We start from the raw sequence: 17,025 nt of genomic DNA on the forward strand, positions 1-17,025 counted from the left end.
ATGCGGATCTGCCGGTGGCCCAGCAGATCGTGCTGCGCGCGATGGTGGTCGGCGCCGACGTCGAGGTGCATTCGGCCCGGCCGCACCGCTGGTCGCAGCTGGTTTCCGCGGTCGGCGACCCCTCCTCGCTGCGGCTGGCGGCCGAATCCGGGCTCACCGACGCGGACGGCGGGAGCACCGCGGGCCCCGCCACCATCGCGGTGTTCGACCAGATGTCACCGCGCGCCTCGACGGCGCACACCACGGTGACCATCAACGATCCGGGGACCTCGCGCCGCCGATCCGTGGATCTGGCGATCAACCAGGTCACCGCGACGTCGGTGGATGTCAGCATTCCGATGCGCACGGTTCGAGTGGATCTGATCGAGCCCCGCGGCGAGACCCGCTATTACGACAATCCGGCGCCCCCGGCGGCGGCAGGCGATAGACCGGCGATCACGGCCCCGCAGGTAGGTGGTCCTGGTGCCGACTGACGAATCGGGACGGTAATGTTGATCAATGTGGTGGCGGACTCCCAGACCGATGGTGATATTCAGCCTCCGGACGGCGACGACTCGCTAACACCCCGGCAGAGCGCGGCGGCGATCTTCTCCCGCCGCCTGTCGGAGCTGATCGCGGAATCCGTGGTGTCGACCGAGGACGGCTCGACCAGGTCGCTGACGCTGTATTCGCTGGCGCAGCACCTGGAACTGGCGTACCCGGATGTGCCGGTGTCGCAGTCGGGGCTGTACCGGCTGGTGCACGGGGAGGCGATCCCGCGGTTGGATCTGATCATCGCGCTGGCCCGGGTCTTCGATGTGCCACCGGAGTATTTCGTCACCGAACGTCCGGACTGAATCGGCGAAAACTGTTCTCCCCAGCGGGAATAGTGCCGACGAGGCACGGGTGTGATTGTCGCTACCATCCGGGATATGCCCGCCGAGGACCAGGGAGATCTCTTCCTTCGCCATCGCGGCGCGGTCCTGGACACGCTGCTCTCCGACCCGTCGTTCGGATCGCCCGAATTCGCCGCCGACGAGGGCCCGGCCGCCGGTCCGTCGGCTACCGAATACCCGAATGGCGTTGACTCCGTAGCGGATTCCGATTCGATACCGTCGGTGCGCAAGGTGAGTTCCGGCCCGAAGGCCAGTGACCGGATCATGGCGCTGCTCAGCGGAGAATCGCCCGCCGGGTCCAGCCAGCTCGAATTCACCTCGGACTTCTCCGAGCGTTCGGCGCGGCTCGGCGCGGCGGCGGAGGAATCCGAACAGCGGGCCGGCGCCGCGCCCGAATCCCGCGAGAAGGCGGCCGACCGCACCTCGGCCGATCGGCCGCAATTTCCGCAGGTGGTGCTGGCCCAGCTGCGCAAGCCGAAGGTGGCCCTGGCCGTCGCCGCGGCGTTGGCCCTCGTGCTCGTGCTGGTGCTGGTCACCACGGGCGGTAAGAAGAGCAACCCCGATCAGCTGGCCGTGGTCACTCCGGTGGCCGCCGCACCCCCGTCGTCGAAGCCGGGCGCGGGTCCGGAATCGGCGCCCTCGGAGTCGAGCAGCGCCCCCATCAAGGTCCGATCCGCGCAGGCGCGCTGCCCGGCCGGTAGTACGGACGCGATGGACGCCTTCTCCGGGGAGCCGGGCAAGGCATGGTCCTGCGTGCGAGCGTTCAAGATCGACGGGCAGGTCATGACGATCGACCTCGGCAAGAAATATCAGGTGGACTCCATCGGGATCGTCCCCGGCTGGGACAGCGTCGGCAGCGACGGTGCGGACCAGTGGAACAAGTACCGCACGGTGAGCCGGGTGTCGTATCTGTTCGACGATCCGACCGCGACGCGATATACGCAGCAGACGCTGGATCAGCGCAGTCTCGTGGTCACCAAGATGTCTCCCGCGGTCAGCGCCTCGAAGATCACCTTGACGATCCAGCAGTCCAAGGGCGAGCCCTCGATCAACACCACCGCCATCTCCTCGATTGTGATCACGGGACATTGAAACCTCCGCATTCGATCTGCCAGTACTGCTCCCATCGCAATGGCGGAGACGAAACTCGTTGCGGCCATTGCGGAGCCCCGTTGCCGCTCGGTCCCGAGGCTCGGGTCGACAGCGGTGCCGCCGGTCACCCACTGCTGGCGGATGCCGCGCACACCGCGCTGGAGGCCGGGCGTCTGATCGCGCGCACCGCGGGTGCGGCGGAGAAGGTGGGCGCCGAGGTCGCGAAGGCGGGTGAGGGCGCGACCAAGGCCGCGGCGGAGGCCGAAAAGGGCGCTGCCGCAATCGCTCTGCCGGAGGTCAGCTGGAAGGTCGCGATCGCCGCGATCGCCGCGCTGCTGGTGGTGGCCGTCGTGGTCATCCGTTCCTGTGCGGTGAACGCACCGCCGATGATCGGGCAGCTCACCCCCGTCGAGGCGCTGCCCGACCTGGTGCGCGCCGCTTCCTCGTGCCGTCACGTCGACAGCGGGCCCGCTGTCGACAACTGTGTGATCGCGGCCGATCACCCGCTGTTGTCCGGCGGTATCACCGACGGCCGGCAACTGACCTTCACCGTGCGCGCCGATCCACCGCAGAATCTGACCGCGGTGGTCAACGGCTGGCGCGTGGCCGGCGGCACGGTCATCGCCGACGGCACGGTGTTCGTCGCCATCGGTCCTTCGGCAACGGTGTGGTATGCAGATACCCGCACCGGTCTGCGCATCGAGACGGCGACGTTCGCGAATCGCGCAGGCGCACAGACATTTCTGTTCCGATCCGGTTTGGTTCGCTGAGAAACCGGGTACCGGCGCGCAATCCTTGTTACACTGAAGAACGTGCCGTTATTTAACGGCACGTTACAGACAGTCCGCAATACTGCGGTACCGATTCCGATCGCGGGAAGGCACGGGTCGATGGTGGCAACTACCCAGCAGACGATTTCATGGAAGCGATTCCGTGATGATCCGACAGATCTGGAGGCGGTGTACTTCCGCTGGATTCAGCCGGGAGCCGCGGCGCCGACGATCACCGACCGTGCCGAGCAGATCTTCCGGCATCATCTGGAGCTGGCCGCGGGGCGGCGCCCGGGAACCGCGGTGACCAGGCTGTATCGCGCCGGAGACGGCAGCGGCCTGGGGCCGGCGCTGCAGATCGTCAACGACGATATGCCGCTGCTGGTGGATTCGCTCACCGCGGCGCTGCAGCGCCTGGGCGCCACCGTGACCGAGGTGGTGCATCCGGTCTTCGACGTCCTGCGGGATCGCCGCGGCCGGTTGCGGGCGATCGCGCCCAGCGAGGGATTCGATGTGGCGCAAGCGAATTCGGCGAGCCGGTCGGAGGGCAGCGGAAACGTCGTCACCGAATCGTGGATCCATGTGCAGCTGGGTGCCGGGGATTCCGACGCGGTGCTGGACCGGATCGAGCGGGCGCTGCCACCCCTGCTCGGCGAGATCCGCCAGGTCGCCCACGATACCGAGGCGATGACCCGCACGATGGGAACGCTGGCCGCGCGGCTGGACTCCGTACCACAACCGTCCGCGACCGAGGCGGCCGAATGCGCGCAGTTGCTGCGCTGGCTGACCTCCGGGCACTTCACCCTGCTGGGATACGGCTACTACCGGGTGCATCCCGGCGCCGACGGCCCGGAGCCGCAACAGGTTTCGGGCACCGGACTCGGCGTGCTGCGCAACGGTTCGGGCGTGGACGTGGGCGCTCCCGCACCCGGGACGGAGCAGATCCTGCGGCTGTCCAACGGCTCCCTGGACTCGCTGCTGCCGGGCTCGCCGGATGTGTACGTGGTCAGCGTCGCCGACTACGCGGCCGAGACCACACCCTCGGTCGCCGGTGAGGTCGTGGGCGAACACGTCTTCGTGGGCACCTTCACCGTCAGCGGCTTCCACGAGAACATCCTCGACATCCCGGTGATCTCCCGCCGCGTCCACCAGGTCATCGAATGGGCGGGCCTGGCGCTGAATTCGTTCTCGGGCCAGGCGCTGCTGGAGATGTTGCAGACCTTCCCGCGCGTCGAACTGTTCTCCACCGATGCGCGACGGCTCTTCGAAACCGTCTCCGCCGTCATGAATCTCGGGCTGCGGCGGCAGATCCGGCTGTTCCTGCGCCGCGATGTGGGCAGCAATGCCGTGTACTGCCTGGTGTATCTGCCGCGCGACCGCTACTCGACCGAGGTGCGGGTGCGAATGCACGAGATCCTGCGCCGCGAATTCGACGCCGAGCAGATCGCCTACTCGGCACGTGTCACCGAATCCGAGCTCGCCGTCGTCTATTTCACGGTGCACCGCGGTGCCGACGCCGAACCGGCGGATATCACCGAATCCAACCGCGAACGCATTCAGGACCTGTTGTTCGCGACCACGCGCAGCTGGAGCGACCGGCTGGTCAGCGAGGCCGCGGGCCTCGCCGAGATCGCCGCGCCGGTCGTCCAGGACTACGCGAGCGCGTTTCCGGCGACCTATCAGCAGGAATACGAGCCCGCGCGGGCGCTCGACGACCTGTGCCGGCTGCAGCGCCTGGCCGACGGGCAGATCGATACCGATCTCTACCGCACCGCCGGCGCCCCCTCGGGGGAGTGGCGCTTCACGCTGTACGTCGCCGGGACCGAGGTGTCGCTGAGCCGGGTGCTGCCGTTGCTGCACAGCCTCGGCATCGAGGTCGTGGAGGAAAAGCCCTACCGGCTCGAACTGCCCGGCGACAGCACCCGGTGGATCTACGACTTCGGCCTGCGGGTTGCGCCGAACACGCTGCGCGGCACCGGCGAGGGCGATCCGGAGGCCGATCTGGACCGTGCCGTGGCGCTGGAATCCCTGCCGGACACCAGTATTCGCAAACGCCTGCCGGAGGCCGTGTCGGCCATGTGGTTCGGCGACGGCGAGGTCGACGGACTCAACGAACTCGTCCTGCGGGCCGGATTGCACTGGCGGCAGATCGCGATGCTGCGCGCCTATGCGAAATATCTGCAGCAGGCCGGCTTCGCCTACACCTTCGCCAACATCACCCGCGTGCTGCTGGCGCAGCCGAGCACCGCGCGCGCCTTCACCGAATTGTTCGAGGCCTATTTCGATCCCGAACACCTCGGGCCGGTCGCGACCGCGCGGGCCGCGGCCATCTCGTCGCGGCTGCAGGACGAGATCGATGCCGTGGTGAGCCTCGACACCGACCGGATTCTGCGGGCGATTCTCGGGCTGATCACGGCGACCCTGCGCACCAACTACTTCCGCCGCGACGAGGACGGAAATCCGCCCGGGCATCTGTCGTTCAAATTCGACCCGCACGCCATCGCCGAATTGCCCCGTCCGCGGCCGCAATTCGAGATCTTCGTGTATTCGCCGCGGGTCGAGGGTGTGCACCTGCGTTTCGGTGCGGTCGCGCGCGGTGGTCTGCGGTGGTCGGATCGGCTGGAGGATTTCCGGACCGAGATTCTGGGTCTGGTCAAGGCACAGGCGGTGAAGAACGCGGTGATCGTGCCGGTCGGCGCGAAGGGCGGATTCGTGGTGAAGCGCCCGCCGGCCGCGACCGGTGACGCGACGGCCGACCGCCAGGCCATGCAGGCCGAAGGCATCGCCTGCTACCGCACTTTCATTTCGGGACTACTCGACCTGACCGACAATGTCGACCACGCCGGTGGTGAGGTGATCCCGCCGCAGCGCGTGGTGCGCCGCGACGGTGACGACACCTATCTCGTGGTGGCCGCCGACAAGGGCACCGCCACATTCTCCGACATCGCGAACGAGGTCGCGCAGCACTACGACTTCTGGTTGGGTGATGCGTTCGCGTCGGGTGGTTCGGCGGGCTATGACCACAAGGCGATGGGGATTACCGCGAAGGGTGCGTGGGAGAGTGTCAAGCGGCATTTCGCGGAGATGAATGTCGATACCCAGCGTGAGGAGTTCACGGTGGTGGGTGTGGGGGATATGTCGGGGGATGTGTTCGGTAACGGGATGTTGTTGTCGGAGCATATTCGGTTGGTGGCGGCGTTCGATCATCGGCATATTTTCATCGATCCGGATCCGGTGGCGGGGTCGTCGTTCGCGGAGCGGAAGCGGTTGTTCGGGTTGTCGCGGTCGTCGTGGGCGGATTACGACACCTCGTTGATCAGCGAAGGCGGCGGTGTGTTCGATCGCTCCGCCAAGGCCATCGCGATCACGCCCCAGATCCGCGCCGCACTCGATCTGGATCCGGGCGTGAGCACGTTGTCGCCGCCGGAAATGATCCGGGCGATCCTGCTGGCACCGGTCGATCTGCTGTGGAACGGCGGGATCGGCACCTACATCAAGGCCAGTACCGAATCGCACGCCGATGTGGGCGACAAATCCAACGACGCCGTCCGGGTCGACGCGGATCTGTTGCGGGTCAAGGTGATCGGTGAAGGCGGCAATCTGGGCGCCACCGCGCTCGGGCGGATCGAGTTCTGCAAACTCGGCGGCCGGATGAATACCGACGCACTCGACAACTCCGCCGGTGTGGACTGCTCCGACCACGAGGTGAACATCAAAGTTCTGCTGGGAGCGGCGATTTCCTCCGGCGAGCTGGCGGAGTCGGACCGTAACGCCCTGCTGGCCGAGATGACCGACGAGGTCTCGGCACTGGTATTGCGCGACAACATCTCCCAGAACTTCCGGATGGGCCTGTCGCGGTCGAACGCGGCCGCCATGGTCGGGGTGCACCGGCGGCTGATCGCGGAACTGGAGACGCGGCGCGGCGTGGATCGGCAGCTCGAGGCATTGCCCTCCGACGCCGAACTGGACCGGCGCGCCGCGGCCGGCGCCGGGCTGACCTCACCGGAACTCGCCAATCTGCTCGCGCACGTGAAGCTTTCGCTCAAATCGGATCTGCTCAGCGGTGATCTGCTGGACAGCAGTGCGTTCGAGGCGCTGCTGCCCGGCTACTTCCCGACACCGCTGCGGGAACGGTTCGGCGCCGCGATCGGCCGCCATCCGCTGCGCCGGGAGATCCTGGCCACCATGGTGGTCAACGATATGGTCGACTACGGCGGCATCACCTACGCCTTCCGGCTCGCCGAGGAGGCCGGCGCCACCACCGACGACGCGGTGCGTGCCTTCACCGCGGCCGTGGAGATCTTCGATCTGCGCGCACTGTGGGAGCGCATCCGCACCACGCCGATGCCGGCGGCGGCGCGCAACGAGCTGGAGATGGAGACCAAACGCACCCTGGATCGGGCAGCGCGCTGGCTGCTGACCAACCGGCCGCAGCCGATCGCGGTCGGCGCCGGTATCGCGCGCTATCGCGACGGGGTGCGCGCGCTGGCGGCGCGGGTACCGGCCTGGCGGCCCGGTGCGCTCGCCGACGATCTGATGTCGCGCTCCGGCGGACCGATCGGTCACGGCGCCCCGCGGGAATTGGCGGAGGAGGTGTTCCTGCTGATCCATCGGTTCCCGCTGCTGGACGTGCTCGATATCGCCGACATCTGCGAACGCGATGCCGACGAGGTGGCCGCGCTCTACTACGCGCTGGACGCCCACTTCGACATCCAGCGGCTGTTGTCCGCGGTGGCCGGGCTGGACCGGGGAGATCGCTGGCAGACGTTGGCGCGCTTGGCCGTTCGCGAGGATCTCTACGATTCGCTGCGCTCGCTCACCGCCGATGTGCTGACCACCACGGAACCGGTCGACACCCCCGAGGAGAAGATCGCCTACTGGGAATCGACCAACCGTTCCCGCCTCAGCCGTGCCCGCGCGGCACTGGGGGAGATCTTCACCTCCGAAGCCCACGACCTGGCGACCCTCTCCGTGGCCGCACGCCAGGTCCGCAGCATGGTCGGCAGCGCCGAAACGACGGCGACGGTGCCCAGCTGACCTGCCGGTGGGTTCGGGTGCGCCGCCTGGGACCGGCACACCCGAACCCACTCCGGAAACCTGCCGCCGCCGCCCACCCGAACCCGGGTGGGCGGCGGCGTCATGCGGCAGTTCCGCAGTCGCCGCAGAACCGAGCTGCCGGAGGGAGTTCCGCACCGCATTCGGTGCAGTGACGCGGGGCAGCGGCCAACCGGGTTCCGCAGTGCATACAGAATCGCGCGGTGCGGGGATTGTCGGTAGCGCAGGATGCGCAGGTCACGTGTTCGGAGGCGGCGGACTCGTCGCCCTCGGACCGTGGCGCTGCGGAGGAAGGCCCCGATCCGACGCCCGAGGGGGAGCCGGGCGGCGCGGATGCCTCGGCCCCGGGGGGAGGTGTCGGTGGCAGTGAGGCCGAGGTTTTCGGCTCCGGTGGCGGTTGCAGGGCCGGCCGGCCCGCGGGCTGACCGAACGGCGGCGCGGGCGGGGGCGGGGACTGCTGCGTGGCCCACGGCACCGTCGACTGCTGCCCCATGCCCGCGATCGCGTTGAGTCCCAGTGCGGCCCCGAGGAATCCACCTTCGCCCCCGCCGCCGTGCGAATGCGCCATACCCTGCCCAGCGCCCAGGGCCATTTCCCCGGCGGCGTAACGCTGGAAATCTCCGGCGAGCCGGATGTAGGTGACGTCCTTGGCGAGTCGTTTGAGCCGCTCGGCGTCCTCGGGTGCCAGGGTGATGTCGAAATTCCCCATGCGCGAGATCCGCATTCCGTACTCGTACAGCGTGAGGTTGGTCTGACGAACCACCGCCGACTCGATCGACTGCAGTTGCGCCGAGAGGCCGAGCACCTGCCAGTCGCCCTGCGAGATGCCCTGCGACACCGTCATCTTCATCGACTTGAGCAGCAAATCCGCGCACCAGGCCTGAATTCCGGCAGGATCGGTGAGATCGGTGGTGCCGACCAGGGAGGTGATCAGTTGCGCGGGATCGCGCACGGCCAGGGCGAATTCGCCGAAGACCCGCAACGTCACGATCTGCTCGCTGGCCGGGTCGACGATGTCGTCGAGCCGGCCACCGAATCTGACACCCGCGAATTCGCGCGTGGAGACGAAATACAGCTCCGCGCGGTAGAAGTTGTTGCCGGTGACGGAGTCCACCAGTGCGCCCAGCACCGGCAGTTCGTCGGCGTCGACGCGATGGCGGCCCGGCCCCATCGTCGCGACGACCCGGCCGGACTTGACGAACAGCGCGATCTGATCGGCGTTGACGATCGTCCGGCTGTAGCGCCGGATGTTCAGATCGGGCCACTTGTAGACCAACTGGTCCTTACGGCCGTCCGGGACGGCGATGAATTCCCGCTCGAACCAGGCCATATCCTCGCCCTTTCTCGGCCGTTGACGTTATCCAGCGTACCGATACCTATCGGTATGGTCTACCGCCGACCTCGGCGGCAGGGATTTCCGTTGTGTTACAACCTATCCCACGTATTGAACGTGCCGTTGAATGACGGTACATTGCCCATAGATATGATCGCCGTCACGTGAAAGGTCCTCCCCCATGACAACTGTTCGACCTCCCTCGGAGGCGACGGCGCCCGCGGACGCGCTGCATGCCGAGGATGCGGGCTATCACAAATCGCTGCGCCCCCGCCAGCTGCAGATGATCGCCATCGGCGGTGCCATCGGCACCGGCCTGTTCCTCGGCGCCGCCGGCCGCCTGCACGACGCGGGCCCGGGCCTGTTCCTCGTCTACGCCGTCTGTGGAATCTTCGTCTTCTTCATCCTGCGAGCGCTCGGCGAGCTGGTGCTGCATCGCCCCTCCTCGGGATCGTTCGTCTCCTACGCGCGCGAGTTCTATGGCGAGAAACTGGCTTTCGGCGTCGGCTGGATGTATTTCTTCCACTGGTGTATGACCGGGATCGTAGACATCACCGCGATCGCGACGTATGTCCACTATTGGGGAGGGACCCGCAGCATTCCGCAGTGGCTCATCGCGTTGGTCGCGCTGGCGATCGTGGTGAGCATCAACCTGATCTCGGTGCGCTGGTTCGGTGAGCTCGAGTTCTGGGCGGCGTTGATCAAGGTGATTGCGCTGGTCGCGTTCCTGATCGTGGGTGTGATCATCCTCGGCGGCCGCTTCGATCTGGACGGCCAGACCACCGGCCCGAGCCTGCTCTCCGCGCACGGCGGTCTGTTCCCGACCGGATTCCTGCCGCTGGTCACCGTCACCACCGGCGTCGTCTTCGCCTACGCGGCAGTCGAATTGATCGGCACCGCGGCGGGTGAGGCCGAGAATCCGGAGAAGATCATGCCGCGCGCGATCAATTCGGTGATCGCCCGGATCGCGCTGTTCTATGTCGGTTCGCTCGTCCTGCTCGGACTGCTGTTGCCCTACAGCGACTTCCACGCCGGCGAGAGCCCGTTCGTCACCTTCTTCTCCAAACTCGGGGTGAACGGCGCCGGGTCCATCATGAACCTCGTCGTGCTGACCGCCGCGTTCTCCAGCCTGAATGCCGGGCTGTACTCCACGGGCCGGATTCTGCGCTCGATGGCGATGAACGGCAGCGCGCCCAAGCTGGCCTCGCGCATGTCGAGTTCCGGTGTGCCGTACGTCGGAATCCTCGCCACCGGCTGCATCGCGCTGATCGGTGTGGGACTCAACGCGATGGTGCCGGACAAGGCGTTCGAGATCGTGTTGAACATGTCGGCCCTGGGCACGATCTTCGCGTGGACGGCGATCATCCTGTGCCAGTTGCAGTTGTGGCGCTGGTCGCGCATCGGCAAGGCGGAGCGTCCGTCGTTCCGGCTGATCGGCGCCCCGTACACCAGCATCGCGACCCTGGTGTTCCTGGCGGCGGTGGTGGTCCTGATGGCCGCCAGTGACGACGACGTGCAACGCTTCGCCGTGCTGGCCATGGTGTGCGTCATGTTGCCGGCGCTGGTCGCGGGCTGGTTCCTGGCGCGTCGCAAGGTGCTGGCGATGGCCACCGAACGCCTCGGCTACACCGGCCAGTTCCCGGTGCTGGCGGAACGCCCGCTCCAGAACGAGGCGGCCGAGTCGGCAGCCGAATCCGGGGAGCCGGGATCAGCGCCCGACGCCGAGAAGTAGCCGCACCCTCCGCCCCGGTACCACCGGGGCGGAGCTGTTCCCGGCGTTGGGAAGCTCGGGGACGCGGGTCCGTGGCCGGGGAACGAGAATGAGGCCCCGGTTCATCAGCGGCCTCGGGAGGTTTCTCATGCCGGAGCGACCCGATACGCCCCTTCCGCATCCGTGGGCGAATCGCCGCATCCGCCGCAGTGAGGTGCGCGGACCGGATGCGCATCCGTGGGCGACGCGGCGCAACGGCGGGGGAGAACCCTCGCAACGAGTGCGCGTCGCGGTGGAATCGCCGGGCGAACCGTCCGTGCGCCACCTCGTCGGTGACGCTGTCGGAAATGGCGGGGTGGCAACGTGTTTCGTGCCGGAACCGCCGTCCGGTCCGGTGACCGCGGATGTCGAGGCCGATACGCTCGGCTCCGAGGCCGGCTCCGGTCGCAGCGCGCGCTCGCGGCCGAGTCCACGCCGGCTGGGCGCCGGCCTCGTGGAGATGCCGCGGGTGGTCTCGGTGGATCCGCGCGCCGCGGTGCTGGACGACCCGGAAGTGCCCGAGGAGAAGCGATTCTGCTGGAAATGCAACTCCCCGGTGGGGCGCTCGGGCGACGGGGGCTCCGGGCAGGTGGCGGGGGACTGCGGAAAATGCGGTTCCCCCTACAGCTTCCGGCCTATTCTGCAACCGGGTGAGGTCGTCGCCGGACAGTACGAGGTGCAGGGCTGTCTGGCGCACGGCGGTCTGGGCTGGATCTACCTGGCCGTCGACCGCAATGTCAGCGATCGCTGGGTGGTACTGAAGGGCCTGCAGAATCCGCAGGATTTCGAGGCACACGTGGTCGCGCTGGCGGAGCGGCAGTTCCTCTCGGAGGTCGCCTATCCCGGCATCGTGAAGATCTACAACTTCGTCAAGCATCGCGGTCCGGGCCGCGACGTCGCCGACGGCTACATCGTGATGGAGTACGTCGGCGGCCAGTCGCTCAAGCGCGTTCTCGATCAGCGTGCGCCGCAGCGCATTCCGGTGGCCGAGGCGATCGCGTACGTGATGGAGGTGCTGCCGGCACTGGACTATCTGCATTCGTTCGGGTTGTCCTACAACGACCTCAAACCCGACAACATCATGGTCAGCGAGGACGAGGTCAAACTGATCGACCTGGGCGCGGTGGCGGCCATGGAGTCGTTCGGAAGTATCTACGGCACACCGGGATTCCAGGCGCCGGAGATCACCGAGACCGGGCCCACCGTCGCCTCCGACATCTACACCGTCGGCCGTACCCTGGCGGCTCTGGTGATGCAGTTGCCCCGTGACGAGCGCGGCCATCAGCTACCGGAAATGCCGGGGCCGCAGGCGAATCCGCTGCTGGTTCGCTATCCGTCGCTGTATCGGCTGCTGTGCCGCGCCACCGATCCCGACCCGGCCCGCCGGTTCCCCTCCACGTACTCGATGTACTGCCAGCTCACCGGCGTGCTGCGGATGGTGCTGGCCACCGACACCGATCGGGAACATCCCCAGGCCTCGGTCGAATTCGGTTCCATGCGCGGCGATTTCGGCATCGAGACTCTCATCGGGCAGACCGACGGCATCGTCGACGGCCGCCACCGGATGCCGACCCTCGACGCGCGCGCGGTGGTGGCCGCCCTGCCGGTTCCCCTGATGGACAGCACCGACCCCAGTGCCGAATTGATGTCGACGCTGCTGCACGGAGATCCGCGGCACGCGCTGGATACGTTGCGGCGCATCCGTGATCGGATCGCCTCCGGCGTCCTCGCGGACACCGGCTCGTTCGAACTCGAGGGCGCCCTCACCGCGGTGCGCGCCCATCTGGATCTGGGGGAGGTGGAGCCGGCGCGAGCCCTGTTGCGGGAGTTGATGATCGACTACGACACCGACTGGCGGCTGACCTGGTACCGCGGTATCGCCGATCTGCTCGACGGCGCCTTCGAGCACGCCTACACCCAGTTCGACACCGTGCACGCCATGCTGCCCGGGGAGATCGCCCCGGCTCTCGCGCTGGCGGCCACCGCCGAACTGGTCCTGCAACACCTCGAACTGCCGGCCGATCCGGATCGTTGGCACCGGGCCGCGGTCGACTTCTACCGCACCGTGTGGCGCACCAACCACGGAGTGGTCAGCGCCGCGTTCGGACTCGCACGGCGGCTGGCCGCCGACGGCGAACTGCTCGACGCCGTCGCGGTACTCGACCGGGTGCCGGTGACCTCCCGGCACTACGCGCTCGCGCACATGACCGGCGGACTGCTGCTCGTGTCCCGGCCGGTGGCGGAGGTGACCGAGGAGGATCTCACCGCGGCCGCGCTGCGCCTGGAAGCCCTGCCGGAGGAGCCGCGGGCACTGCAGTTGCAGGTCGTCGTGGTGGGTGCGGCACTGGAATGGCTGCGCGCGGGCGGGCAGCCGCGCCGGCCCGAGGCGACCCTGCTGGGCTTCGCGCTCACCGAATCCGGTCTGCAGCTGGGCCTCGAGACCTCGCTGCGCGCGCTCGCCCGCACGGCACCGGGCCGGCTGCATCGCTACCGGCTCGTCGATCTGGCCAATCAGGTGCGTCCGCGCACCCGGTGGTGAACCGGCTCAGGCGACTCCGCGCACCCGCCAGAGCACGACGGCCACCGGCGCCGCCGCGATCAGCAACAGCCACAGCCAGTTTCCGGCCGCCCACGCCGACACCACCGCGAAGACCGTGATGGCACCGGCCAGAACGGCCAGCGAGGGGAGGGGATTGGCGGGCGCGGGCGCGGCGGGCGGATCCGGGGTGACGACGGGCAGATCGGTGAACAGCGCCGCCAGTTCGACGCGGGTATCGGCCCGGGTGGCCAGTGCGGTGCGCTCGTCGAATTCGGGCAGGGTCAATCTGCCGGCGCCCAGTTGCTGTGACAATTCCTGCAGTGCGCGCTCTCGCTCGGCGGCGCTGGGGCGCGCGTCCGCCATATCGTCCATGCACAGCAGAATAGGTCGGCTACCCCCGCGGATCGCAATCGAACCGCCAAAGATGGGAACCGGCATGCCGCCGCACGCTTTCGATCCGCGCATGTTTCGGTGTGGTTTCCTTGATGTATGACGACCCGGACCGAGTACACCATCGACGAGCTCGCGCGTGAGGCGGGGACCACCGTGCGCAGCCTGCGGGTGTACCACGAGCGCGGTGTGCTGCCGCCGCCGCAGGTCAAGGGTCGTACCGGCTTCTACAGCGCCGCACACCTCAACCGGGTGCGGACGATCAGCCGTTTGCTCGACCGCGGAATCAAGCTCAACGGCATCAAGGAACTGCTCAACGCCTGGGATCGTGGGGACGATCTCGGCGACATCCTCGGCGTCGCGGAGCCCGATGTGTCGCCGGGCGCCGAATCGCCGGCCGGTGCGACGATCGCCGCGACCGATCTGGCCCAGCGGTTGCAGGAGGTACCCAACGGGCTGGCCCGGGTCGTCGCGCTCGGCCTCTACGAACCGGTCGACGCCAGTACCTACCGCGCCGCCGATCCGATGCTGCTGCAGGCCGCCGACCGGCTGTCCGCAGCGGGCGTGCCGGAGCCGGAGATCATCGCCGAATTCGAGCGGCTGGCCGCCGAATGCGACCGGATCGCACGTCGCTTCGCGGACCTGTTCCAGCGCACGGTGTGGACCGGCTTCCAGGACTCCGCGGGCACACCCGCGGACGTGGCGGGGCTGGCCGCGGGCTCGGAGGTGATCCGGACCGTACCGGCGCAGGCGGGCGCCGAACTGATCGGCCGTTTCGTGGCCCGGTATCTCGATCAGGACAGCGCGCTGAACGAGGCGCTCGCCGACTCCTGAGCGTTCGTCTCGACAATCTCTTCCTCCCAACGCTGGGAAGATTTCACGGTATAACGTGCCGTTGTCTAACGGTACATTATCGGTGTGGCCAATACTTCTGACCATCAGCGTCGGAAGTGCACGATTGAACGGAGACACACCGATGACCGCAGCCACCTTTGCCCGCACCACCCGAGCCCTGCTGCTGGCCGCGACCGTCGCGGGCGCCGCGGTCGTGGGCCTGTCCACCGGTCCGGCCGCGGCGCAGGCGCCGGGACCGTACTGTCTGTGGGCCGGCGCCGCCTTCGCCCCCGGGACGCAGGTGCATGCCGGCGGCTGGGCATTCAGTTGCCGCAGTGACCTTTTCGGCGCCGCCCGGTGGAATGCGGACGGTCCGTCCCACCGCGCCGACACCGTGGCCAATCCGGGCGCGCTCGGTAACCCGGCCGGCCGCTTCAGTCCCGGCGCGCGCCAGCCGGGCACCTCCTACAACGACTACTGCGTGGGCGATCAGCTGATCGCGGGAACCGAGGATGTGTACGAGGCGGTTCCGGCCTCGGGCGGTCTCTACTGGCGCGCGGCCGGGCCGATCTCCCAGTGGCGTTTCGAGGACGAGGGCCCGGCGCCGACCTGGCGTTCGTCGAGCCTGTGCCGCGACGGCGAACTGCTCTGATCCGCGATTCCGGGTATCGGGCGCGACCTACTTAAGTAGGTGCGCCCGAACATTACCGATGCGCGCCACCCCCACCCGGGGGAACAATCACACGTCGGCAGGTAACGGCAGATGGGTGAGCGATGGCAGGCGTGACACTGTGGATGCAGATGTCGCTCGACGGATACGCGGAGGGGCCCGACCAGGAAATTCACTGGCCGGTAGTGGACGAAGAGCTGTGTGAGTCCTTCCTGGACGAACTGCGGGCGGCCGAGGTATTCGTCTACGGGCGCAAGACATTCGAGATCATGGCCGCGTTCTGGCCCTATGCCGACGCTGATCCGGCCATCTCGCCGTTCTACGTCGAATTCGCGCGCTGCTGGAAGCGCACCCCGAAACTGGTGTTCTCCCACACGATGCGCGATCCGGGCTGGAACACCCGGGTGATCGGCGCCGATCCGATCGCCGAGATCAGCGCGCTACGGACGGCCTCCGCCGGACCCGTCGTGGTCTTCGGCGGCGCCCAGACCGCCTCGTACTTTCTGGAACACGATCTCGTCGACGAATACCGGCTGTTCGTACATCCGCTGCTGCTCGGCGGGGGTGTGCCGCTGTTCCCGAAACCGCTCGACACGGCCGGACTGCAGCTGGTGGACATCATGACCTTCGACAGCGCGGTCGTGCAGATGCATTATCAGCAGGCCACCCCGGTCGCGCGAATGGGGTAGCCGCAGATCGCGGTATCGAATCCGGACACGCGACGGGGGCACGGTGGGCTAACTTGTTCCTACTATGTTCCAGCGATCGCGTATCGGTGTACTGCCCGCCACCAGCAGTGAGTTCGTGGGCAGGTCCGCGCAGCGGGAGCGGATAACGGCGCTGATCGCCCGTGGCGCGCGGCTGATCACCCTGACCGGTCCCGGCGGCATCGGCAAGACCAGGCTGGCCATCGAAACGCTGCGCCGCGATGTCGGACTACCCACGCGCTGGCTGGCGCTGGCGGAACTCGACGCCGAGACCGCGATTGCCGAACTCCGCGATTTCGCGCCCCGGCCGGACGGCGCCCCGCACGTCCTGGTCCTCGACAGCTGCGATCGCCTGGTGACCGCCCTCGCGCCCGAGCTCGCGGACCTGCTCGAGGCCGACCCGGCGCTGACCCTCGTGGCCACCAGTCGCGAGCCGATCGGCTGGATCGACGAACAACTCGTTCCGGTGCCGTCGCTGGATCCGGCACAGGCATTGCGGCTGTTGCGAATTCGCATGGAGCTCACCGGCCGCACCGCCGGCGGTGCGGACGACGATATTCTCCGGCGGATCTGTGCTCATATGAGCCACAATCCGTTCGGCCTGCGGCTCGCCGCGATCAGATTGCGGCACAATCCGCCCACCACCGTCCTGCAGGAGGTGAGCGGCGATGCCTACGACCGCCGACTGCAGTGGTCCGACAGCGCCCGGGTCGGGGTCGAAGCGCGTCACCGCGATATCGGCGCCAACATCGCGTGGTCCACCAGTCGCTGTACGCCGACGGAATCTCTCCTGCTGCAACGGATGTCGGTGTTTCCGGGCGGTTCCGCGGGCGGCGGGGCCGATCGGGAGGCGATCGTTGCGATCTGCGCCGACGACGCGTTGCCGGCGGCGGCGATCGAAACGACCCTGGACCGGCTGGTGGAACGTTCGCTGGTGATCGTACGGCTGACGGCGACCTCGGCGCGGTGGTATCTCACCGAATGCGTCCGCCTCGTCGCGCGCGCCGAAC

12 protein-coding genes and 1 pseudogene are annotated in these 17,025 nt (G+C 67.9%); 11 read left to right on the plus strand and 2 right to left on the minus strand.

Going from position 1 to position 17,025, the window contains the following annotated elements; translation table 11 throughout:
- From ON23_RS06740 to ON23_RS06760, 5 genes and pseudogenes are all read left to right on the plus strand, one after another.
- A pseudogene (locus tag ON23_RS06740) lies at window positions 1-473 on the plus strand (type VII secretion protein EccE); the annotation flags it as partial.
- Window positions 474-500: 27 nt separating this feature from the next.
- Window positions 501-836, plus strand: a complete 336-nt coding sequence (locus tag ON23_RS06745) for a helix-turn-helix domain-containing protein (RefSeq protein WP_223273873.1) — start codon at window positions 501-503, stop codon at window positions 834-836.
- 75 nt (window positions 837-911) lie between these two features.
- A complete protein-coding gene (locus ON23_RS06750; RefSeq protein ID WP_039776990.1) occupies window positions 912-1,967 on the plus strand; it encodes a hypothetical protein in 1,056 nt (351 codons plus the stop codon).
- An 80-nt stretch (window positions 1,968-2,047) separates the two neighbouring features.
- Complete coding sequence (locus tag ON23_RS06755; protein WP_039776991.1) at window positions 2,048-2,737, plus strand: hypothetical protein; 690 nt, start codon at window positions 2,048-2,050, stop codon at window positions 2,735-2,737.
- 120 nt (window positions 2,738-2,857) lie between these two features.
- Window positions 2,858-7,774: an NAD-glutamate dehydrogenase gene (locus ON23_RS06760; protein ID WP_051042147.1), complete on the plus strand. Its 4,917-nt coding sequence runs from the start codon at window positions 2,858-2,860 to the stop codon at window positions 7,772-7,774.
- 100 nt (window positions 7,775-7,874) lie between these two features.
- Here ON23_RS06760 and ON23_RS06765 read toward each other — a convergent pair whose 3' ends face one another.
- Window positions 7,875-9,122 (minus strand): SPFH domain-containing protein, encoded by a 1,248-nt coding sequence (locus tag ON23_RS06765; protein WP_039776992.1) that lies wholly within the window; start codon window positions 9,120-9,122, stop codon window positions 7,875-7,877.
- A gap of 184 nt (window positions 9,123-9,306) precedes the next feature.
- Here ON23_RS06765 and ON23_RS06770 point away from each other — a divergent pair, with 184 nt between their 5' ends.
- Together ON23_RS06770 and ON23_RS06775 are read left to right on the plus strand one after the other, a co-directional pair.
- On the plus strand, window positions 9,307-10,857 hold the full coding sequence (locus tag ON23_RS06770; protein WP_051042148.1) for an amino acid permease: 1,551 nt from the start codon (window positions 9,307-9,309) through the stop codon (window positions 10,855-10,857).
- A 127-nt stretch (window positions 10,858-10,984) separates the two neighbouring features.
- Window positions 10,985-13,414 carry a serine/threonine-protein kinase gene (locus ON23_RS06775; protein ID WP_039776993.1) on the plus strand — a complete coding sequence of 810 codons (2,430 nt, stop codon included), beginning with the start codon at window positions 10,985-10,987 and terminating at the stop codon, window positions 13,412-13,414.
- A gap of 6 nt (window positions 13,415-13,420) precedes the next feature.
- Here the strand turns inward: ON23_RS06775 and ON23_RS06780 are convergent, their stop codons facing one another.
- On the minus strand, window positions 13,421-13,786 hold the full coding sequence (locus tag ON23_RS06780; protein WP_036498834.1) for a DUF1707 SHOCT-like domain-containing protein: 366 nt from the start codon (window positions 13,784-13,786) through the stop codon (window positions 13,421-13,423).
- A gap of 117 nt (window positions 13,787-13,903) precedes the next feature.
- On the opposite strand from ON23_RS06780, the gene ON23_RS06785 reads away from it, so the two are divergent.
- From ON23_RS06785 to ON23_RS06800, 4 genes are all read left to right on the plus strand, one after another.
- Complete coding sequence (locus ON23_RS06785) at window positions 13,904-14,638, plus strand: MerR family transcriptional regulator (protein WP_039776994.1); 735 nt, start codon at window positions 13,904-13,906, stop codon at window positions 14,636-14,638.
- A gap of 142 nt (window positions 14,639-14,780) precedes the next feature.
- On the plus strand, window positions 14,781-15,290 hold the full coding sequence (locus tag ON23_RS06790) for a hypothetical protein (protein ID WP_039776995.1): 510 nt from the start codon (window positions 14,781-14,783) through the stop codon (window positions 15,288-15,290).
- A gap of 122 nt (window positions 15,291-15,412) precedes the next feature.
- Entirely contained in the window at window positions 15,413-15,997 is a 585-nt protein-coding gene (locus ON23_RS06795) for a dihydrofolate reductase family protein (RefSeq protein ID WP_039776996.1), read from the plus strand.
- 115 nt (window positions 15,998-16,112) lie between these two features.
- Window positions 16,113-17,025: hypothetical protein (locus ON23_RS06800; RefSeq protein WP_218001085.1), on the plus strand; the 913-nt coding region annotated here is incomplete at its 3' end.

It is taken from the genome of Nocardia cerradoensis NBRC 101014 (assembly GCF_000308535.1).
GTDB classification, from domain to species: Bacteria; Actinomycetota; Actinomycetes; order Mycobacteriales; family Mycobacteriaceae; genus Nocardia; species Nocardia cerradoensis.